Origin of the sequence: Nostoc sp. NZL (genome assembly GCF_015714705.1) — a bacterium.
GTDB lineage: Bacteria > Cyanobacteriota > Cyanobacteriia > Cyanobacteriales > Nostocaceae > Nostoc > Nostoc foliaceum_A.
Map to the genome: position 1 here is coordinate 21,255 of NZ_WBKL01000041.1, position 20,926 is coordinate 42,180.

Sequence of the window (20,926 nt, forward strand, 5' to 3'; positions counted from 1 at the left end):
GACAAGGGGAGAGGGGAAAAGGAGAATAATCCATGCCCAATGCCCAATCTTTAAACTAAAAATCTAAAATCTAAAATTGATATGAGTAAATGGGCGATTTTGAGCGGTATTGAAGGGAATCTGGCAGCTTATGAAGCTGTAATGACAGATATTAAGCGTCAGGGTAATGCTGTAGAGGCTTTGTATATTTTGGGCGATTTGGTCGGGCCCAGACTAGAAACGGAGAAGTTAGTAAAACGGGTGCGTAACCCGCAACCTGGAGAGTTAGAACCTTTGATTTGTAAAGGTTGGTGGGAAGAACAGTGTTTTATCCTACATGGTCTTGGCCCAACTGGAGAAGCGACTGATTTGATGGCAAAATATGGGGGAGAAACAGTTAAGTTGCTGTGGGAGTCTGTTTCTCGCCAAACGGTGCAATGGTTGAGAACACTAGACTTTGGTTTCTTTGAACTGGATTGTTTGTTAATTCACGCCACAACAGTAGCGGTTGACGAGGAACTTACACCAAAAACTCACCCTATTATCATGTGCGATCGCCTATCGCGGATGCAAGCAAATAACTTGTTTTGCGGTCGTTCTGGCTTGGCTTTTCAATATCAATTGCAAGCAGGTTCTATCACTACAAGCATAACTACTCTTGATAGTCAAGCATTTCCCAAAACCATAAATATTTCCCCGCGTCAAGTTATTGGTGTGGGTAATGTGGGACGAACACCTACTGAAGCAAAATATACCCTTTATACACCAAGTACAAATCATCTGGAATTTAGGACTGTGCGCTACGGTGTCAGCAAGGGATTTCAGGTGAAGTCAATTAAAGTAGGTTCCTATTAGGCAAAAAAGAGCCAGAGAGTTAGTTCTCTGGCTCAAAGCTGGAGACAAAATAATCATCAAATAAAGGCTAACTTGGGTAATAACCTAAATTCTTCCCAGGTTATGCAGCCCTAAGACAACACCCACTCCTAAGATATGACCAAAGGCGGTAGTTGCTAAAAGGGCTGGTAAACCAAAACCACCAAATAAATTGGCTGAGGGTAGTCCTGGTTCTGCGTTAGGATATTTGATGGTAGATTTACCAAAGGCAATGGCAACGATATTAACGATAATGATAATCAGTGCAACTGTGGGACTCCATTGCAGAGGTGTGGTTGCAGCAGCGAGTAAGGTTGAAGTAAACACCTGATTTGCTCCTGAAATTTATTAATGATTGAAAATATAATCTGAAACTTTCCGAGGCAAATTCCAGAAAGTACCCGATTTTGCATCAATATTTAACAGTTATTCTCACTACTTAATATAATGTGAGTTCAACGAGATGAATTCAGCGATTTACGCCAAAATCGTCAAAAAGCTTAATTTCTAAAACTACCTTCTCAACGAGACGCTCTGCGTGTCGCTGCTTTTTCGCTTCGCCCAACTCACATTAATGCATGTATCTATGGGATCATATCTGCACAAACAAGACGAAAAACATAATATTTATCTATCAAAAGCATTAGATATGCTGAATTAATATAGCAATCCGAATTGAAACAAGAGAAAGTACAGAAGCTAAAAGCATTTATATATAAGCTTTTTAGCAGTTTTGTCTCTCACTAATGATTTAGAGTTGATATATAAAAATAATAATTGTCATCTATCAGAAGTATGAAGCATAGAGATATAAATTTTCTATATCTAAAGAAATTAAATACAAATATTTAATCTAATAGTATACTTCTGGCAGAGGATGTAAAAAAATATTAGGCATAGTAAATTAAAATCAATATTAATCAAAGTTCCTAAACAATTTAGGCAAGTGTGCTATACACGAACTTGGTAAAGCCTAAAACTTTGTTAAAATCAGCAACACACAAACTATGAACTCTACCACCGAAAAACGTATCGCCTTGATTTCCGTCCACGGAGACCCGGCGATTGAAATAGGGAAAGAAGAAGCTGGGGGACAAAATGTTTATGTGCGTAATGTGGGTGAAGCACTAGCGCAGCTGGGATGGCAAGTTGATATGTTTACCCGCAAGGTGAGCCTGGAGCAAGACTCGATTGTTGAACATAGCGATAATTGTCGAACTATTCGTTTAAAAGCTGGTCCCCTTGAGTTTGTGCCACGAGATGATATTTTTGAATATCTGCCTGAATTTGTAGATAATTTCCTCAAATTTCAAGTAAAAAATGACTTTACATACCAATTAGTTCACACTAACTATTGGCTCTCTAGTTGGGTGGGAATGGAGTTAAAGAAAATCCAAGAGAGTAAACAGGTTCACACCTACCACTCATTAGGAGCAGTCAAGTACAACACCATAGAAGATATTCCTCTGATTGCTAGTCAGCGATTAGCAGTAGAAAAAGAGGTTTTAGAAATAGCAGAGCGAATTGTAGCAACAAGTCCGCAAGAACAGCAACATATGCGATCGCTAGTTTCCACTAAAGGCAATATTGACATCATTCCCTGTGGTACAGATATTCAGCGGTTTGGTTCGATTGCACGAGAAGCAGCCAGGGCTGAATTGGGAATTGATAAAGAAGCCAAAGTTGTATTATATGTAGGACGTTTTGACCCACGCAAAGGGATAGAAACCTTAGTGCGGGCAGTAAACCAGTCTGGGCTACGCGACTCTAAAAATCTCCAGCTAATTATTGGTGGTGGTAGTACTCCAGGTAACAGCGACGGCATTGAGCGCGATCGCATTGAGGCTATTATCAACGAATTGGGGATGAGCGACTTTACCACCCTTGCTGGTCGTCTGAGTCAAGATATTTTGCCAACTTATTACGCAGCTGCTGATGTTTGCGTTGTTCCTAGCCACTACGAACCCTTTGGACTCGTAGCGATCGAAGCGATGGCAAGTGGTACACCAGTGGTAGCAAGTGATGTCGGCGGACTTCAGTTTACTGTAGTTAATGAAGAAACTGGTTTATTGGCACCACCGCAAGATGTAGATGCCTTTGCCTCTGCCATTGACCGAATTCTCTTAAATTCAGAGTGGCGAGATGAATTGGGTAAAGCTGGCAGAAAGCGCGTCGAAAATAAGTTTAGCTGGGATGGCGTAGCACATCAACTGAGTGAACTTTACACCGAACTGTTGCAGCCACAAACAGTAGCGTCAACAGCAAAAGAACTAGTAGAGTCAACAGCCGAATTAGTGCAGTCAACAGCAAAAGAACTAGTGGAGTCAACAGTCGAATTAGTTCAGTCAACAGCAAAACAGGCAGTTTTGGTTGCTAAATAATTCTCTTGCGTAACAGATAATGGTGAATGGGTAACTCGGAAGTAAGCAATAATTTTATTTTCCTAGTCGTCACTCACCATTACTCAATCATTTCTTCTAAATATTTCTCTAGGCTGAGTGATTTCCATTATTAGTTTAATTAATGGAAATTACTTAGCTCGTTTATTTATATAGCTTTAGCTGATAAAACTTGGCACTAAAAAATGTATAAAAAGGGTAAGCTATGAGCTAAATGCTGGGAGTCTGTCTGAATAATAGATTTCTGCGTTAGGGAACTCCAAAAAATAAATTATCCAATTTCTGGACTTCACTACGACTTTCCCTCCCCCTGCTCCCTGCTCCCTGCCCCTCTGCCTCTATAGCGATGGTATATTTTTTTATTCGGAAGTACATTAGCTATCACCAAACCAAGTAACCGCTATGATAGTTGAGGTCTGCTATGCTTTGACTAAACGAAGATAAAAGCATAGCGATCGCTACCATTTGAATGTTAACAACTAATCGCTTTGCAACCAGTTGACTTTACCACTCTCACAGCTGCTTGTAGCGAAATCCGCGCTAACTGGCTACCATCACGCTTAGAACAGGTTTACCAGCGCGATCGCTACACTATTGCCATAGCATTACGCACCCTGAAACAGCGAGATTGGCTACAAATTTCTTGGCATCCCCAAGCTGCACATATTTGTATCGGTGATCCACCACCGCGATCGCCAGATACCTTTACCTTTAGCCAACAACTGATACACCAATTGAGTGGTTTAGCACTGGTAGCTATTGAAGCGATCGCTCCTTGGGAGCGGGTTATTGATTTGCAATTTGCCCGTCGTCCTGGAGAAACCGCCCTATATCATGTCTATGCAGAAATCATGGGCAAGTATAGCAACGTCATTCTCACCGATGCCAACAATATAATTATCACTGCTGCTCATCAAGTCAGTCAGCAACAATCTAGTGTCCGTCCCATCCAAACCGGACAACCTTATGAAACACCGCCAAAACTGACTGGGACTGTCCCCAGTTTGAACGAATCTCAAGAACGTTGGCAAGAACGGGTAAGTTTAGTACCAGGAGCAATCAAGCGGCAATTGCTCAAAAGTTATAGTGGCTTGAGTGCAGCACTACTGGAGTTAATGCTACTAGAAGCAAATATCGCACCAGAAACATCCACCGATACTCTCAACCCCGACGACTGGCAACGGCTGTTTGAGCGCTGGCAAGAATGGCTACAAGCCTTGGATTCCAGTAAATTTCAACCCGCTTGGACAAAAGATGGCTACACCGTAATGGGTTGGGGTGCAGTTGAAAAGGTCAAAGATATCCAGGAGTTACTCAACCGCTACTACAGTAACCAAATTGACCAACAATTATTTTCTCAATTGCGCCATCAGTTGAGTCAGAAATTGAATAATATTTTGGCGAAATTACGCAATAAAGCTCAAACCTTTAAGACGCGCTTGCAGCAATCAGATCAAGCCGATGAGTATCGACAGAAAGCTGATTTATTGATGGCTCATTTGCAAAACTGGGAATCGGGGATGAAAGAAATTATCCTTGCTGATTTTGATACAAATTTGCCAGTAGCGATCGCTCTCCAACCAGATAAAAATGCTGTCCAAAATGCCCAAAGTCTTTACAAACAGCACCAAAAACTCAAACGCGCTCGTGCTGCCGTCGAACCGCTACTATTGGAAGTGCAGACAGAAATTGAGTATTTAGAACAAGTAGAAGCTGCGATCGCTCAAATAGACACCTACCAAACAGCAGAAGATTTGCGAGCTTTAGAAGAAATCCGCGAAGAGTTAATTGGGCAAAAGTATCTAGAAGATCCAGAATACCGTAGCCGCAGTGCAAACGAACCCCCCAGCACCAACTTTCATCGTTACCTTACCCCCAGCGGCTTTGAAGTATTAATCGGTCGCAACAATCGCCAGAATGACCAATTAACCTTTCGTGTAGCTGGGGATTATGACTTATGGTTCCACGCTCAAGAAATTCCAGGGAGTCATGTATTACTCCGTCTAGAACCGGGTGCTGTAGCAGAAGAAGCTGATTTGCAATTTGTAGCTAATCTTGCCGCCTACTACAGTCGCGCTCGTCAGAGTGAGCAAGTGCCAGTAGTTTATACCCAGCTAAAACACGTCTACAAACCCAAAGGAGCAAAACCAGGAATTGCCATTTACAAGCAGGAGAGCATCCTCTGGGGAAAACCACAAATAGTTATTAGTCATTAGGTATTGGTTTTTTCCACCTTGCTCCCCCTGCTCCCTTATTCACCTAACCTCACCCATCTATACCCTGTGATTAGCTGAATTATCCTAATAGATAGAAGCTTTTAAGCTTTGCTCGTATCTTTTTTTGATGAAATTTCACGAAAAATCTGTGTTGACTGTTACAATATTGTTAAGAAAAGTTGCCCGTTGCATTTTGGGAACGCGCAATTGGGTTTTAACTCTCTTGAGAAGACAACGCAAAAAAACATTTTATAGACCAGCTGTGGGAGGCTGGTCTTTTTGTATTTAAAGTGCTCATAAATTGGTTATCCGATAACTCACTACAAACACCTTGAGCATCTATGGTTAGTAACTTCACTGACTTTTCATTCTTATCTGGATAACCTCACTTCCATTCCTCTCTCATGGTCTTGGGGGGCTGGGGGTTAGGTTTTGCGTTAGGTTTGAGTTTTATTTTTGAGACTACATACAAAAGAAAAGACGCAAATTTATCCTTTGCGTCTTCTTTTAAGATTTTAAAAATTAGAAACTGAATGTGGTTCTTAGTGCACCAATAACAACATCATCATTGTTGTTGTTGTGATCTGGGGATGTTAACCAGATGACTCCTGGAGTAATGGTGATATTGTCACTCAGCTTATACTGGTAGAACGCTTCAAGATGATAGGATGTATCGGGATCACTATCTAATCCTGCGATGTTAGAATTTGTTAATCTAGGTTCCACGCCAGCAATAATACCGGCTAAACTTCCTTTTTTACCGAGGTCAGGGAAGCCGAGGGTAACGGCATAGTTCCAAATATCAACTTCTCCACGGTTGCCAGTCAAGGTACGGCTGTTGGTGTATCCAGCCCAACCACCCAAGACGATGTTATCAGTGATGCCGATGGATGCTTGCACACCATAAGAATTGCTGGAAAATCGAGAATCTAGCGTACCATCGGCATCTAAATCCAAGGGCGTGAGAGTTGCTGCATTGCTACCCGTGAGTAGTGGTTGATTATAAGAATTAATGTAAGTTAAACCAACAGTAATGCGATCGCTTGGTTTAACAGTCAGCTGTGCCAGCGCACCGTAAGAACCATTAAACAAACCATTATTGGGTGTAGGGTCATTCGCTGTACCACTCAAATACCCTAGACTGAGTGCTAATTTGTCACTGAACTCGTGGGTTACTCCCAACCCCGCGCCACCTATCTGGCTATAAATTGGGTTGCGTGTACCAAAGGTTGACAAAGCACCAAACGCCCCATCACCATCAAAGAGATTGACAGTGGTGGTAAGGTCGTCTGCTGCACCTGCGTTAGCAATAGCGATAATCTGTGTTTTTTCGCCCAAGGGAAATCTGTAGAACAGTGCATCTATCGCAGCATTAGTAGTACCATCCTCGCCAGCAAAGAATAAGTTACCCTCTGGTGTACCAATGTTAGGGCTGAGAATATTATTAGCCTGGATTCTGGTGAACAGCGTATCCTGTCCTGTGAAGCTGGTCACAAGTTCTACCCGCGCTCGTACCCCTAAAGTTGTATTTTCATCTGTAATTTCCGCACCATTGACTGTATTTCCTGACAAAACATCACTGACAACTGCGACAACTTGTCCTTGCAGTTTGGTTGTGGTTGAGAATTCATTCGCCTCTAATTCAGCAGTGCGTGCTTCTACTGCATCCACACGACCTCGGAGTGTCGCCAGTTCGGCTGAATAATCTTCTTGCAGCTTTTGTAATGTGGCTAAATCTTCTTTATTAACTAAATCGCCAGTGGCTGTAGCAATTAGTTCGTTGACGCGATCAAGACAAGCATTCAAACCAGCAGCAAACTCATATCGCGTTAATGCCCGATTTCCCCGATAAGTGCTATTTGGATATCCTGCAATACAGCCATAACGCTCAACCAAGGACTGCAATGCCTGGAATGCCCAGTCGGTGGGTTGTACGTCGGAAAATTGAGATACAGAGGTAACTTGCCCTATTGTCTGATCTGGTGCTATGTTCTGAACTTCTGTGTCTGGATTAGCTAAAACTTGCGGTTGATTGATTTCAGATTTACCGGATATTTCACCTGCAAATGTAGCAGTATTTACAAATAACATTACACCGCAGACTGCTGGACTAACTAGCAGATATTTACAGAATTTTTGCATTTTTATCCTCACACTGGTCTCCAATTCACACCCAAAGCACGTTTAAAAAACGTGTATTTTATGAAAATATTTGTCAGTAATATTATCAGAAGTAAGCAAACTTTTTAACAAAAAAAGTCAACAGATCCTAGTTATTTAGGGAAAACTAAGATGTACCGTCTGAAACAGTTTTGTTGTTACTCATTACACAGGAAACTCAGAATGATATTATGTATCTTAAATGAGAATGAGAATTATTATAGTCTAAAATATAAAATTGTGTCTCATTGCCAATAGGGATTGTGACACAGGCAGAGTCAGCATCCGTTTTGAGGAGAAAAGAGCGTGATTGTGAATTGCAGAGAGCTTAGAACAGGTAGACAAAGAAGCGGCATCTTGCCCATAATTGCTCTGCTAATATTGTCAATGGCTACTGGCTGTAGCGAATCAAATCCGAATCAGGGAAGAACTTCCGAACAGTCGCCGCAAGCACAGGAAGCCGCCTCTACTCCAGGAGCAGAGTCGGGAAAAACGAAAGTAGTGACGACATTTTTGCCGATATATTTGTTTACTAAGGCAGTAGCTGGAAATGTAGCAGATGTAGAACTTCTAGTGCCACCTGGTACGGAGGTACATGAATACCAAGCGACACCAGAAAATGTCAAAGCGATCGCAACTGCGAATGTGTTAGTAAAAAATGGTTTAGGTTTAGAGGAGTTTCTAAAAAATACTGTCAAAAATGCCCAGAACACCGAATTAGCTGAAATTGATGCTAGCAAAGGTATTAAACCCTTAAATGAAATTTCACCCGTTGTGAAAACGGCCAAAGAAGAAAAAGACCACGACCATGAACACGGCCAAGGTAATCCGCACGTTTGGTTAGATCCAGTTTTGGCAAAACAGCAGGTAACTAATATTCGAGATGGATTAATTGCTGCCGACCCGGCAAATAAAGCTACTTATGAGGCCAATGCTGCGGCTTATATTAAAGAATTAGAAAGTTTAAATAGTGAATTTCAGCAGACTTTGCAGAAAACTCCTAGTTGCACCTTTATTACCTTCCATGATGCGTTTCCATATTTAGCTCAACGTTATAACCTCAAGCAAGTTGCTGTGGTGCAAATTCCCGAAGATCAACTTTCACCAACGGATGTGCAAAATGTAGTCAATGCCGTAAAGAAGTACAAAGTTAAGGCTTTATTTAGTGAACCAGGAGTAGATAACAAATTACTAACCAGCCTCTCTCAAGATTTAAATTTAACTTTGCAGACGCTAGATTCATTAGAAACTGGCGCAACAGAACCACAGCATTATTTCAAGGCTATGAAAGCTAACTTGCAAACTCTAGAAACGGCGTGTAAATAAGTTTGCTAGCTGTCCTTTACAAATGACCAATGACCAATGACCAATGACCAATGACATTGCTATTTTGAAAGTAGAAGGATTAACTGTCTATCAAGGCAGCTATCTAGCTGTTCGAGATGTTTCCTTTGAATTATTGCCAGGAACAGATACAGCCATAGTTGGCCCCAATGGTGCTGGTAAAAGTACCCTGGTAAAAGCGGTTTTAGATTTGATACCTCGAAGGGCTGGTACGATTGAAATATTGGGTCGCCCAATTGCAAAACTGGGGCGTTTACGTCATTTGTTGGGCTATATGCCGCAAAATTTCATCTTTGACCGCAGCTTTCCCATTTCCGTCAGCGAATTAGTGGGACTGGGATGGGTGAATCAAGGTAAAAGGGGGGATTCTTTTTTTTCCAGGCTGTGGAGACAAGACCACGAAAAATCGGCAGCAGTGGTAGAAGCTTTACGACGAACCGATGCTTATCATTTACAGCATCAAGCTATTGGTACCCTTAGCGGTGGTCAACTCAAGCGGGTTTTATTGGCTTATTGTCTGGTAATGCCTCGGAAACTGTTGGTACTCGATGAAGCCTTTGCTGGTGTTGATGTACAAGGTTCAGCAGACTTTTACGCTTTGCTAAATGAATTAAAGCGTGAGGAGGGTTGGACAGTATTGCAAGTTTCTCATGATATTGATATGGTAAATCGCCATTGCGATCGCGTGCTTTGCCTAAACCAAAGCATTGTTTGTACTGGTAAGCCAGAAATTGCCCTTTCACCGCAAAACCTGTTAGCAACCTATGGCCCAGGTTTTAGTCGCTACCAGCATCAACATTAAAATAATTCGTAATTAAACAATGAAAGATGCTAGTAATTATAGATTTCTTCAATGATTGTCAGATAGCTTGGCTTGCGATCGCAAATAGGAATGACTTGGTAGAGTTATTCCTATTGCCTTTTATGCAGCGTGCGATCGTAGGTGCTGTGTTAATGGGAATACTTGGCGGGATGTTGGGCAGTTTTGTCACCTTGCGCCAGTTGTCCTTTTTTAGCCACGCGGTTGGTCATGCAGCATTAGTAGGTGTCGCTTTAGGTGTGCTGCTACAAGTAAATCCTACTTGGATGCTGTTACCTTTTACCTTAGTTTTTGGCGTTATTGTCCTCTACTTTATCGACAAAACCGACTTAGGTAGCGATAGCGTATTGAGCATAGTGCTATCTGGGGCATTAGCGATCGGTATAATTCTTACCAGTCTAATAAAAGGATATCGTGGAAGCTTGATGGCTGTGCTGTTTGGCGATATTCTGGCGATCGATACCACAGATTTGATTTTGACGCTGCTGGTACTTGTAGGAGGTAGCATATTTTTACTATCAACTCTACGGCAGCAAATTTTATTAACCCTTAATCCCGATGTAGCGCAAGTTCAAGGTATTCCTGTGCAATTGTACCGCTATGTTTTTGTGGTCTTGCTTTCACTCGCCGTTGCTGTAGCGATTAAAGCTGTCGGTGTTTTACTAGTCAACGCCTTTTTGGTTATTCCCGCCTCTACCGCCAAACTGATGAGTCACCACTTTAGCCGCTTTCTAGTCATGTCAGTGATAGTTGGTTCCATCAGCAGCATTGCTGGCATCATTGTCTCAGGTATTTTCAACCTTGCTTCTGGCCCGAGTATTGTTCTTGTGCAGTTTCTACTATTTGTAGCCGTTTTCATCTGGTTCAAGCTGAGATTGAAAGCTGCATAAATTATTTTTCTCCAAGGCCTTGCTATATTCTTTGATGTTTGCTACATTTATTAATCGTGGCTCACAAAAGCCCCAGCCGGGATAGCTCAGTTGGTAGAGCAGAGGACTGAAAATCCTCGTGTCACCGGTTCAAGTCCGGTTCCTGGCATCATACTAAACCCCTTGAAATCCTTAGACTTCAAGGGGTTTGTTGTTTTTAACTCACGGTTAGGACAGTATAATCCTATTTTATTTTGTATAAAAAACAGCTACATGTGAGAATTTTTTAACTACATGAACAATTTCTAAATGCGGAAAGTCCCTTAAGCAATTATGTTTGCATAGCAAATTCTTCTGGTTCTATTCCCCAATTTACCCAGCGAATTGCTTCACGCGCTGAGTTGATGTTCGGTGGAACTCGCAAGGCGTGAATAAACCCTGTACTATGGCAAGGCATTTTTAATACGTAAGTTGGTTCTTCATCAACATCAGCATCAATTTTTAATAGCGTGTATTCATGCCAAAAATCTAATTCAATAGCTTGTAATTCTTGGCAAATTCTGGCTAGACGGTCTAAAATGATTTTAGATTTAATTTTAGACTTTAATTTATCTTCTAATACATATTCTACTGTAATATAGCGGTTCCCAATTGCATGGAATACAGACCTAACCCCCAGGCCCTTCCCTACTAGCATTGGGGAGTAACGATCAAAGCCTCTCTCTTTGTAGGAGAGAGGTTTGGAGAGAGGTCAAAACTGTACTGCACCCAAGTGAGAACTGTTATAAAACCTCGTTCAAAAATAGTTAAATGCCTAATTATTTGCGTATTTATTTGATAGGAAAAATTGAAACCCGTATTAGTTAAATTTGAATAAATGTAGTTAATAAACTTGTTGTTTAAGTTTATGTTATTCCAATTTAATTTATTATGTTGTTTTTTGATAATTTTTAAACCAGCATAAAGACTGTTACAAAAAATAATTTCCGGCTGTTGTTTACCGATAGCTGTATATGCAGCTTTAACAACTTCCTCTACTTTTTCTTTATCAATCCGCTCAGTTGAAAGCGCGATCGCTCTCCACTTCTGGCGATAAACTGGAATCAAAGCGTCTTGCTGAGGCGTTAACTTTTCAATCATCGACATATCGCCAACCTTGCGGTTCGTATTCCCGTTGAATTTTCACCATCCAGTCACCTTGGGGAATCGAAATGGCTTTATGCTCCTCATAGGCAAGCAATGCCGACTCTGAGAACACACGTAAATAAAGTGTGTTATCTTTCTCGTATAATTCTGCATTTCCCTCAGTAATGCGATGCTTGTGCCCCGTAACTTCGCCTTCTGCCAAAGTTAAGTGAGGTATTTTTTGTCCTTCAATTTGCTCCACAGGCAGTAAGATTACATCACCTTGACGAATTGGTCGCATGGTTTTGCTTTCCTGACATGGGTACAAACCCCACTTCGCTTTTGCTCTCAAATTTGATTTAATTTTGGCACAAGCTCTTAGGAATTGAGCATTGATTATTTTCCTTGTCTCCACTCGCCATTCCCTATTCCCCAATGAAATTACACTTCTTGCGGGGTATTTTGAAAACTGTAGTCGCCAATTATGCGTTAGATAAGTTAAAGATTGAAATAGCTGGAACTTCACACCCAGCGTTCCCCTCCTTTAACCTCTGGGATAGACTGGGCCATAAGTTCAGCATATTTTATCCCAAGCAGGCAGTTTATGTGAGGATTAAATCACCGCCCTAAGCGTGACCTTTTATCTTGACAATTTGCAAAAATTACCTCAATTTGACTGTTTAGCTTAGTAGCTATTCTTTTTATTGAAATTTCCATGTCAACTCTCGTCATCGTCGAATCTCCAACCAAAGCTCGTACCATTCGCAACTACCTGCCAGCAGGCTATCGGGTGGAGGCGTCTATGGGTCATGTGCGTGACCTCCCCCAGTCGGCTAGTGAAATTCCCGCTGCCGTCAAAGGGGAATCATGGGCGCAGCTAGGGGTAAATGTGGACGCCGACTTTGAACCGGTATATGTTGTCCCGAAAGACAAAAAGAAAATTGTTACCCAGCTCAAAGATGCCCTCAAAGATGTAGATGAACTGATTCTGGCAACGGACGAAGACCGGGAAGGTGAAAGCATTAGTTGGCATTTATACCAATTGCTGAAGCCGAAAGTTCCGACTAAACGGATGGTGTTTCACGAAATTACCCAAGAGGCGATCAAAAAAGCTCTGAAAAACTGCCGCAATATCGATGAGCAGTTGGTTCGCGCCCAAGAAACGCGGCGGATTTTAGATCGACTGGTGGGCTATACCCTATCTCCACTGCTATGGAAAAAAATCGCCTGGGGATTATCCGCCGGGCGAGTGCAATCTGTAGCCGTGCGGCTTTTAGTCACTAGGGAACGCCAACGCCGTGCTTTTCATGAGGGTACATACTGGGATTTGAAAGCCAGTTTGTCAAAGGAAAAAACCCCCTTTGCTGCTCAGTTGGTCACATTGGCAGGAACCAAAATCGCTAACGGCAGCGATTTTGACGCAACGACCGGACAAATTACCGCAGGTCGCAATGTCTTGCTGCTCAACGAAGACCAAGCGGTAGCGCTCAAGGAACGCCTAACTGGGAAAACCTGGAGTGTTACCGACATGGAGGAACGCCCAGTGACGCGCAAACCTGCGCCACCGTTCACCACCTCAACTCTGCAACAAGAATCTAACCGGAAATTGCGCCTCTCAGCGCGTGACACAATGCGGGTTGCCCAGAATTTGTACGAGCAGGGGTATATTACCTATATGCGGACAGATTCGGTGCATTTGTCAGATCAAGCGATCGCAGCTGCTCGGAGTTGTGTAGAAAAGCTCTACGGTCAACAATACCTCAGTCCCCAGCCTCGGCAATACACCACTAAATCCAAAGGCGCACAAGAGGCGCACGAAGCAATTCGTCCAGCGGGTAGCACCTTCCGCACCCCCCAAGAAACTGCTTTGGGCGGTCGAGAACTTGCCGTTTATGATTTGATTTGGAAGCGGACTGTCGCCTGTCAAATGGCTGATTCCCGGCAAACTCAAATTACCGTGCAATTGCAAGTTGAGGACGCTGGATTTCGTTCTTCTGGCAAACGGATTGAATTTCCAGGATACTTACGTGCCTATGTTGAAGGCTCAGACGACCCGGAAGCAGCACTGGAAGATCAGGAAGTAATTTTGCCCAATATGAAAGTGGGAGATCATCCGGATTGTACAGAATTGGAAGCCGTCGGGCACGAAACCCAACCGCCAGCTAGATATACCGAAGCTACTTTGGTGAAAACCTTGGAAAGCGAAGGTATCGGTCGTCCCAGTACCTACGCCAGCATCATTGGCACCATCATCGACAAGGGTTATGCCCATTTGGTGAGTAACGCTCTCATTCCTACCTTCACCGCTTTCGCCGTCACCGACTTGCTGGAAAAACATTTCCCGGACATCGTTGATCCCAGCTTCACCTCGAAGATGGAGCAAACCCTTGATGACATTGCCACAGGTGAAGCGAAATGGCTACCCTACTTGCAGCAATTCTATCTGGGAGAGAAAGGGCTGGAAACTCTGGTAAAAGAACGGGAAAGTCAAATTGATGCCACCAAAGCTAGGACTGTAGAACTGGAGAATCTAGATGCCAAAGTCCGCATTGGTAAATATGGCCCCTATATTGAGGTCGAAAATGGTGAAGGAGTTATCACCGCCTCAATTCCCAAAGACCTGACACCAGCAGACCTCGACCCCAAACAGGTAGAAGTATTGCTGCGACAAAAAACCACAGGACCTGACCAAGTAGGTCGGCATCCCGAAACTGGCGAACCGATTTATGTAAAAATTGGTGCTTACGGGCCCTATGTTCAATTGGGTGACAAAACCGACGAAAACCCCAAACCGAAACAAGCCTCCCTACTGAAAGGTGTTACCCCAGAAACCGTTACCCTGGAAATGGCTGTTGGTCTGTTGGCACTACCCCGGACATTAGGAGTTCATCCAGTCACTAGTGGCAAAATCCAAGCAAGTTTAGGACGTTTTGGCCCTTATGTGGTTCATGACCAGGGTAAAGAGGGAAAAGATTACCGTTCCCTTAAAGCTGCTGACAATGTATTGACAATTAGCTTAGAACGTGCATTGGAATTATTGTCTGAGCCAAAAAAGGGACGCAGTTCCACCAACAGCAAGTCCAAGGCAGCCTTACGCGAATTGGGTACACATCCAGAAGACGGAGAAACAATTAATATCTACGATGGACCCTATGGTCCTTACATCAAGCATGGCAAAACTAATGTGAGTATCCCAGAAGGTCAAACGGTAGAAAATATAACCCTGGCTGAGGCGCTGAACTTGTTGTCAGCTAAGGCATCGACAGCAAAATCGACTCGCAAAACGAGTAAATCAACGAGTTCTAAATCTAAGTCAACTGCTAAGTCAACAACCACTGCGAAAAGAAAGGCGACAGAAGGTTAATTGCAAGTCAAGAGTCCAAAGTCCGATCCTTAACTCTTGACCCTTGATATTCATCCTTGATAGGATGCAGTTCAGTAGGTTGCAAGTGTGATACTCTAAAAAGTAAGGGAAAACACAACGCCAAATTTTAGAAGTGGCTTATGTCCCAAACACGGGATTGTGTATCAGCCCGGTTGGAAGCCAGAGGTGCGAAAATATGCCATTTTCTGCGTACCTGTTAATCAAAAATTGAGGTAGTATCTCAGGAGCGGTCAGTTCATGGACTATATAGAAAAGGTGCTGGAAAAGGTTAAGGAATTAGCACGTAGGTTAATTGAAAGCCTGTTAGGGCCAGAGGCTGAACCGGAACCGGAACTGATTCCGATTCCTGTGAATGACCGCTCGCGTCGTCGCCACTAGACCCAAAGTGCTGAACTCGACTTTGCAACCCTTAAGCATTCTGGCACTGCATGGGCCAAACTTAAATTTGCTAGGACAGCGAGAACCAGGAATTTATGGTTCGTTGACACTGGCTGAAATTAACCGCCTGTTAGAAGAAGAGGGTTTCAATATACAGGCGAAAGTTTTTTCTGTGCAGTCAAATCATGAAGGAATATTGGTAGATACTATTCATGGCGCATTAGGAATATATCAGGGAATCTTGATTAATGCAGGGGCATATACCCACACAAGTGTGGCCTTGCGAGATGCGATCGCTGCTGTTAACTTACCGACAGTAGAAGTACATCTGAGTAATATTTACCGTCGGGAAGATTTTCGCCATCATTCATACATCGCCCCTGTAGCGATCGGGCAAATAAGTGGTTTTGGTGTCCAAAGTTACTTGCTGGGCTTACAAGCTTTGGTACATTTTTTAAGAAAAGATGAAAAATGAATCGATTTTAAAGTTGAAGGTTTCGGATTTTGGATTAATCTGAGTTTGACGGCTCATATGGTGTTTGCCTAACGGGCTGAATCAAAAGACCTCTGAGAGGTTTATCGAACTAATGTTGGATTAATTATTAAATCCAAAATCCAAAATTATATGCGTTATTCTCCTATAAGTCGGTTTAGAGGTACTTTACTCGGAGCATTCCTGGGCGGAAGTTTAGCAACTGGTGGTAAAATACAGTCTCAGAGTTACTCAGATTTGGGCAGAATGGCGGTTCTGGGTACCCAGAGTTTGATTGCGTTGGGTAGATTAGATTTAGATGATTGGGTAGGGCGTCAGCAACAAGAATCTCTTCACATAGCCGCAGCTGATGACATATCAACAAAAATAATTATTGCCACACTACCAGTAGCACTTTTTTTTCACGAAAATCCGATTAAGCTCCGACAAAACTTGCTGCATGTGCTAAAAATCTGGGAGGATGACCTAGTAGTACGTGATGGAACACTAGCAGTAGGATATGCGATCGCTCTTGCCCTAACTGAAAAACTCCACCCCTTAACCCTTATTCCGCAAATAATTTCTTTTCTCGGAGAAACGCCGACATCAATACCAAAAAAATTATTAAAAGTTCAGAGTTTGTTAGAGCAAGGGGCTGGATTGTCAAGGGCGCAAGCCGAGTTTGCTAGGGAAGAAACACTCAGTCATAGTATCGCTATGGCATTTTATTGCTTTTTGAGTACCTTGGAAGACTTTCGCCTGTCACTTTTGCAGGCTACTCACAATAGCAGTTCTAATGTGCAAGATGCTACGCCTCTAAAGTCCCAGGCTATAAGTGCAATTACTGCTGCTTTATCAGGAGCATATAACGGTATAAGCGGAATTCCCGTAAATTGGCAAGTCTTGCTGTTACAGAGAAATTCTCCAACATGGGGATTAACTAGCTTTTCCCAAATGTTAAAATTGACCGATGCATTTGTGGCGGTATGGTCAGGAGTGTATGATATTGCCTTAAAGCCAAGGGAATTAACAGAGGAGGGATGTGAGGTGGCTTTGCTTTCAGTTTACGCAGCTCCTCGCGTTATTCGGTCGCGTTAATCCTAATATTTCACCGAACAATGGTGCGGGTATTAAACGCCGAAAATTACCAATCTAGCCAATAACTAAAAAAACTAAGTCGTACAGCTTGGCGCAAATCCAGCTAACATCTCAATTAACAAGACTTGGGGCAGAATCACCTTATAGTGTATTAGTCTTATATACTAGAATTTTTCAGCAAACCCTCGGACTAATTCTGTAGGTAGCTATTGTGGCAAATCAGCTTTAACTAGGCTCCACCACCGTAGTTGCAATAGCAGCAGATCAAACTTCCCTGATGATTGTCTTATTTTGAGCTATCAAAGTCAGCAATTACAGGCAGAAATAATGAAAATGCAGCAATTTTTGCAGTTCTTAACCCAGCAATTGACTTACTGGCGGCGACAGTACAAAGGACTACGCCGTAAGGGAAAGTTAATGAGAAATCCCAAAAGCAAAAGCCATAGAAGGGAACTTTTAAGGACTGCCTTTAAGAATGTAATCTTATTTTTCTCAAAAACCAATGATAAAAGTGTAGGTGTAGCCCGCCGTAGGCATCTCCGAAAACAAGAAAGAGCGCTCCAGTCAAAGGCAAAATCGCTCAAAGCTAAAAGTAGTATTTATGCAATCGGTTTAGATTGGGTACATGAACAGCGTTCCTTGGTAATTTTAGCGATCGCTGTACTGTCCCTCACAGGCGTTATGGGGCATAAATTATACAACCAGACTCAACTCCAAGTAGGGAATCCCGCACCCCAAACGATTACAGCGCCTTACACAGCTAGCATCGAAGATCAGAAAAAAACAGAAGCCGAGCGCAAAGCTGTTAGTAAAAACTCCTTACAAGTGTTGATGGTTGATTCGCAAATGAATGAACAAATCAACGGAAAATTGCAACAACTTCTGGATGATGGCAACGAAATTCGCGCTGTTGCTGGAGCTTTTCCTTTTTTTGATCCTTTAGTTTTGTCCATCTCTAGCCAACGTTACCTCCGCTCTTGCCCTGACTCGGAATGGCAAGCACTGCTGTTGGCTATAGAAAATACTAAAAATCAGCAGAGGAAAATAACGGGACGAACCGCCGCCTCATCCCATCCATCATCAATAGCTGCACCCAATCAGGAACGCCAGCCGAGCACAACACCAACACCACAGAAAACAGAGCCAGTTGATTTTTCTCAAAACACTGACTTTACTCAAGCAAAAGCCGAGCTAGAATCTTACCTCATTACAACTTCTGAGAAAAACTTGTCTTTACTGATTGCCCTAATTTCTCAAGTCCGCCAAAGGTACACCCAGGCCAATACCAAACTTTTACAGTTAGAGACTGTTACCTCAGAAGCAGTATACGAGGAATCTCTTTTTTTGGATTTGTCAGATGTGGAATGGGAAAGAACACAAATGGGAATCCATCAGAGCGCAGAGCGGATTCTCACACAAGGCATCCCACATGGACTGCCAAAAAATATTTTACAAGATGCGGTGAGTTTACAATTGCAGACCTTTGTACCAGAATCCGCTGAACCTTTGGCAAAGAAGCTGTTGTTAGCTGTACTCAAGCCAAATCTGCAAAACGATGAAGAACAAACGAGAGAAAACGCTCAAAAGGCTGCTGCTGGAGTACCGCCCGTGATGGAGAAGATCCGGCGTGGTGAGGTGATTGTCAAAAAAGGAGAGCAAATTACTGCATGGAACTTTGAGGTGCTGGAGCATTATCACCTGATTCGCCGGGATGTAAAATGGCAGGCGTTGCTGAAGTTAGCAGGCGTTATTGCGATCGCCATTGGCATTTTTGTCTGGGTAGAACGGCATGTAGATTACGAATTGCGACAACGCGATCGCTTGTTGGTGTTACTGCTGACTCTGAGTGTTCCAGGAGTGATCACGCTAGGATTGCCTTATACCACCTGGAGCGCCCTTGGTTTATTATTGGGAAGTTTTTACGGCCCCACTTTAGGGTTAACAGTTGTCGGAATGCTGTTGCCGATATTAGCTATTAGCTCGGATATGAGCAAGGCTGCGCTTTTAGCTGGTGCAGGGGGAGGAATATTAGGTAGTTACATAGCACAACGATTACGATCGCGTGAAGAATTAGCATTATTAGGTGTTGCGATCGCTTTAACTCAAGGCGGCATTTATCTGGTTGTTAAAATCTTAATTGGTCAAGCATTTGGTTCAACTTGGTATATCGTCCTCCGAGAAGCCGGATTGTTTGCTTTATCCGGTTTAGGCTGGAGTGTTGTCGCCTTAGGCTTGAGTCCTTATCTAGAAAAAGTTTTTGATTTAGTTACCCCAATCCGCCTAGCAGAACTGGCAAATCCTAACCGCCCTTTATTAAAACGACTTGCTACTGAAACTCCTGGAACTTTTCAACATACGCTGCTTGTGGCTACCCTTGCCGAAGCTGCTGCCAAACAACTAGGATGCAATGTTGAACTAGTCAGGGCTGGCACACTATATCACGATATTGGCAAAATGCATGACCCTCTTGGCTTTATTGAAAATCAAATGGGGGGGCCGAATAAACATGATACAGAGATTAAAGACCCTTGGAGGAGTGCAGAAATTATCAAAAAGCACGTAACTGAAGGGTTGGTGATGGCACGTAAACACCTTTTACCTACAGCAATTCAAGCTTTTATTCCAGAGCATCAGGGAACGATGCTAATTGCTTATTTCCATCACCAAGCCCAGCAAATGGCTCAGGAAGATCCAACTTTAACAGTAGACGACGCAGATTTTCGCTACGATGGCCCGATTCCCCAATCACGCGAAACCGGAATTGTTATGTTAGCAGATTCTTGCGAAGCGGCGCTGCGATCGCTCGAAGCATCGGCTTCGGGTAAGCGTCCCCTTCGCGGATCGTCTCCCTCAAAAGAGGAAAAGCGATCGGTTAAAGATGTCTCCACCGAACAAGCTTTAACAATGCTAAATAATATCCTGCGTGCCAAATGGCAAGACAATCAACTCGTTGATTCAGGACTAACACGAGAAGAAATGTCAAAAATTGCCCAGATATTTGTGGATGTTTGGCAGCAATTTCATCATAAACGGATTGCTTATCCTAAGTTGAAGGCTAATGGTGCTGCGCGAAATTCGTAATTAAAGATTTCCAAAATGCTGAATTTTTATTTCCTAACTTATCAATCTTAAAACCCGAATAAGTTATTAGGATCTAAACAAAAATGGCAATTTTAACTATTCGTTTACCAGACGAAAAACACAACATGAAAAGTGATAAGCTTAATTGAGTTGAATTACCCACTATCGGCAGCGTCAAATTTAATAGCTGTATTCCGGGATAAGCCAAAGCTGTTTCCAGCCATTCATTAACTGAACAAGCAAAAACCAGTCGATTTTTTTCGACTAATTTGGCAACCTCCCAACAAGAAACAATATTTACTCCTAAACCCTGAGATTGATATTCTTCTATATATTCCCGATGTTTTTTAATTAATCGCTCGTTATCGTCAACCCACCAAACCCAGATATGTGTATCAAGTATAATCATTGCAAAACTTCCCAATCTGACAGAGCGACGGGTTCTGTTGGTTCATCATAACGGAGTAGTTTTCCGCGCATTGGATAAAGATTGGTTTTTAACTGGCTAGGTGGTGCTTCTTGAGGCTGTGGAGTTTTAGCTTCGAGAATAATTACCTCCACAGCATCCCCTGCATGAAAAGGTAAGCCCCGCAGTATTAAAGTTCCATCTTCACTTAAAACAGCTTCTACTTTATGAGCGTTCATCTTGTTACTCCTATTTTTAATGGAGAGAAAGAGAAAGTCAGTTACTTCCTCTAGTTTTTTATTATGACGCTTTGGTACGCGA

Annotated in this window: 17 protein-coding genes, 1 tRNA gene and 1 pseudogene; 12 read left to right on the plus strand and 7 right to left on the minus strand. The window is 42.7% G+C overall.

Annotated features, from left to right (window positions below; genetic code table 11):
* Window positions 1-81 precede the first annotated feature (81 nt).
* The gene (locus F8R90_RS05830) at window positions 82-834 is read left to right on the plus strand and encodes a metallophosphatase (RefSeq protein ID WP_196509971.1); all 753 of its coding nucleotides are present in this window, start codon (window positions 82-84) and stop codon (window positions 832-834) included.
* An 84-nt stretch (window positions 835-918) separates the two neighbouring features.
* Here F8R90_RS05830 and psaK read toward each other — a convergent pair whose 3' ends face one another.
* Window positions 919-1,179: a photosystem I reaction center subunit PsaK gene (gene psaK, locus F8R90_RS05835; protein WP_190733200.1), complete on the minus strand. Its 261-nt coding sequence runs from the start codon at window positions 1,177-1,179 to the stop codon at window positions 919-921.
* 680 nt (window positions 1,180-1,859) lie between these two features.
* Here psaK and F8R90_RS05840 point away from each other — a divergent pair.
* Window positions 1,860-3,095: pseudogene (locus F8R90_RS05840) on the plus strand (glycosyltransferase family 4 protein); the annotation flags it as partial.
* A gap of 644 nt (window positions 3,096-3,739) precedes the next feature.
* Window positions 3,740-5,467: an Rqc2 family fibronectin-binding protein gene (locus F8R90_RS05845; RefSeq protein WP_196509973.1), complete on the plus strand. Its 1,728-nt coding sequence runs from the start codon at window positions 3,740-3,742 to the stop codon at window positions 5,465-5,467.
* A gap of 522 nt (window positions 5,468-5,989) precedes the next feature.
* On the opposite strand, the gene F8R90_RS05850 is transcribed toward F8R90_RS05845, so the two are convergent.
* Entirely contained in the window at window positions 5,990-7,609 is a 1,620-nt protein-coding gene (locus tag F8R90_RS05850; RefSeq protein WP_196509974.1) for an iron uptake porin, read from the minus strand.
* Window positions 7,610-8,014: 405 nt separating this feature from the next.
* Between F8R90_RS05850 and F8R90_RS05855 the strand changes: the two genes are divergently transcribed.
* From F8R90_RS05855 to F8R90_RS05870, 4 genes are all read left to right on the plus strand, one after another.
* The gene (locus tag F8R90_RS05855) at window positions 8,015-8,953 is read left to right on the plus strand and encodes a metal ABC transporter substrate-binding protein (protein WP_230966137.1); all 939 of its coding nucleotides are present in this window, start codon (window positions 8,015-8,017) and stop codon (window positions 8,951-8,953) included.
* A gap of 43 nt (window positions 8,954-8,996) precedes the next feature.
* Window positions 8,997-9,773, plus strand: coding sequence for a metal ABC transporter ATP-binding protein (locus tag F8R90_RS05860; RefSeq protein WP_196509976.1), 777 nt, complete (start codon window positions 8,997-8,999; stop codon window positions 9,771-9,773).
* A 26-nt stretch (window positions 9,774-9,799) separates the two neighbouring features.
* Window positions 9,800-10,681, plus strand: a complete 882-nt coding sequence (locus tag F8R90_RS05865) for a metal ABC transporter permease (RefSeq protein WP_196509977.1) — start codon at window positions 9,800-9,802, stop codon at window positions 10,679-10,681.
* Window positions 10,682-10,756: 75 nt separating this feature from the next.
* Window positions 10,757-10,829 (plus strand) — tRNA-Phe (locus F8R90_RS05870).
* Window positions 10,830-10,991: 162 nt separating this feature from the next.
* On the opposite strand, the gene F8R90_RS05875 is transcribed toward F8R90_RS05870, so the two are convergent.
* From F8R90_RS05875 to F8R90_RS05885, 3 genes are read right to left on the minus strand one after another with little or no spacing between them, the layout of a single operon-like run.
* Window positions 10,992-11,357 carry a hypothetical protein gene (locus F8R90_RS05875; RefSeq protein WP_196509978.1) on the minus strand — a complete coding sequence of 122 codons (366 nt, stop codon included), beginning with the start codon at window positions 11,355-11,357 and terminating at the stop codon, window positions 10,992-10,994.
* Window positions 11,351-11,806, minus strand: a complete 456-nt coding sequence (locus F8R90_RS05880; protein ID WP_196509979.1) for a hypothetical protein — start codon at window positions 11,804-11,806, stop codon at window positions 11,351-11,353. The genes F8R90_RS05875 and F8R90_RS05880 overlap by 7 nt, the downstream gene beginning before the upstream one ends.
* Entirely contained in the window at window positions 11,793-12,086 is a 294-nt protein-coding gene (locus F8R90_RS05885) for a hypothetical protein (RefSeq protein ID WP_196509980.1), read from the minus strand. Before F8R90_RS05885 ends, F8R90_RS05880 begins: the two co-directional genes overlap by 14 nt.
* A gap of 414 nt (window positions 12,087-12,500) precedes the next feature.
* Between F8R90_RS05885 and topA the strand changes: the two genes are divergently transcribed.
* The 5 genes from topA to F8R90_RS05910 all read left to right on the plus strand — a co-directional run bounded on the left by topA (window position 12,501) and on the right by F8R90_RS05910 (window position 20,199).
* Window positions 12,501-15,149 carry a type I DNA topoisomerase gene (gene topA / locus F8R90_RS05890; RefSeq protein WP_196509981.1) on the plus strand — a complete coding sequence of 883 codons (2,649 nt, stop codon included), beginning with the start codon at window positions 12,501-12,503 and terminating at the stop codon, window positions 15,147-15,149.
* Window positions 15,150-15,407: 258 nt separating this feature from the next.
* Window positions 15,408-15,548, plus strand: coding sequence for a hypothetical protein (locus F8R90_RS05895; protein WP_167407621.1), 141 nt, complete (start codon window positions 15,408-15,410; stop codon window positions 15,546-15,548).
* The gene (gene aroQ, locus F8R90_RS05900; protein ID WP_196509982.1) at window positions 15,523-16,023 is read left to right on the plus strand and encodes a type II 3-dehydroquinate dehydratase; all 501 of its coding nucleotides are present in this window, start codon (window positions 15,523-15,525) and stop codon (window positions 16,021-16,023) included. Before F8R90_RS05895 ends, aroQ begins: the two co-directional genes overlap by 26 nt.
* A 150-nt stretch (window positions 16,024-16,173) precedes the next feature.
* The gene (locus tag F8R90_RS05905) at window positions 16,174-17,118 is read left to right on the plus strand and encodes an ADP-ribosylglycohydrolase family protein (protein WP_196509983.1); all 945 of its coding nucleotides are present in this window, start codon (window positions 16,174-16,176) and stop codon (window positions 17,116-17,118) included.
* A 327-nt stretch (window positions 17,119-17,445) separates the two neighbouring features.
* A complete protein-coding gene (locus F8R90_RS05910; RefSeq protein WP_196509984.1) occupies window positions 17,446-20,199 on the plus strand; it encodes an HD family phosphohydrolase in 2,754 nt (917 codons plus the stop codon).
* Window positions 20,200-20,272: 73 nt separating this feature from the next.
* Here F8R90_RS05910 and F8R90_RS05915 read toward each other — a convergent pair whose 3' ends face one another.
* Entirely contained in the window at window positions 20,273-20,608 is a 336-nt protein-coding gene (locus tag F8R90_RS05915) for a type II toxin-antitoxin system VapC family toxin (protein WP_230966132.1), read from the minus strand.
* Window positions 20,605-20,844 (minus strand): hypothetical protein, encoded by a 240-nt coding sequence (locus tag F8R90_RS05920; protein WP_196509985.1) that lies wholly within the window; start codon window positions 20,842-20,844, stop codon window positions 20,605-20,607. Before F8R90_RS05920 ends, F8R90_RS05915 begins: the two co-directional genes overlap by 4 nt.
* Window positions 20,845-20,926 lie beyond the last annotated feature (82 nt).

Coding starts and splice junctions, on each gene's coding strand:
- F8R90_RS05850 (WP_196509974.1), bottom strand. CDS start 7,609: ATGCAAAAATTCTGTAAATATCTGCTAGTTAGTCCAGCAGTCTGCGGT.
- F8R90_RS05875 (WP_196509978.1), bottom strand. CDS start 11,357: ATGCTAGTAGGGAAGGGCCTGGGGGTTAGGTCTGTATTCCATGCAATT.
- F8R90_RS05910 (WP_196509984.1), top strand. CDS start 17,446: ATGAAAATGCAGCAATTTTTGCAGTTCTTAACCCAGCAATTGACTTAC.
- topA (WP_196509981.1), top strand. CDS start 12,501: ATGTCAACTCTCGTCATCGTCGAATCTCCAACCAAAGCTCGTACCATT.
- F8R90_RS05885 (WP_196509980.1), bottom strand. CDS start 12,086: ATGCGACCAATTCGTCAAGGTGATGTAATCTTACTGCCTGTGGAGCAA.
- aroQ (WP_196509982.1), top strand. CDS start 15,523: ATGACCGCTCGCGTCGTCGCCACTAGACCCAAAGTGCTGAACTCGACT.
- F8R90_RS05915 (WP_230966132.1), bottom strand. CDS start 20,608: ATGATTATACTTGATACACATATCTGGGTTTGGTGGGTTGACGATAAC.
- F8R90_RS05865 (WP_196509977.1), top strand. CDS start 9,800: ATGCTAGTAATTATAGATTTCTTCAATGATTGTCAGATAGCTTGGCTT.
- F8R90_RS05920 (WP_196509985.1), bottom strand. CDS start 20,844: ATGAACGCTCATAAAGTAGAAGCTGTTTTAAGTGAAGATGGAACTTTA.
- F8R90_RS05905 (WP_196509983.1), top strand. CDS start 16,174: ATGCGTTATTCTCCTATAAGTCGGTTTAGAGGTACTTTACTCGGAGCA.
- F8R90_RS05880 (WP_196509979.1), bottom strand. CDS start 11,806: ATGTCGATGATTGAAAAGTTAACGCCTCAGCAAGACGCTTTGATTCCA.
- F8R90_RS05860 (WP_196509976.1), top strand. CDS start 8,997: ATGACCAATGACATTGCTATTTTGAAAGTAGAAGGATTAACTGTCTAT.
- F8R90_RS05895 (WP_167407621.1), top strand. CDS start 15,408: ATGGACTATATAGAAAAGGTGCTGGAAAAGGTTAAGGAATTAGCACGT.
- F8R90_RS05830 (WP_196509971.1), top strand. CDS start 82: ATGAGTAAATGGGCGATTTTGAGCGGTATTGAAGGGAATCTGGCAGCT.
- F8R90_RS05855 (WP_230966137.1), top strand. CDS start 8,015: ATGGCTACTGGCTGTAGCGAATCAAATCCGAATCAGGGAAGAACTTCC.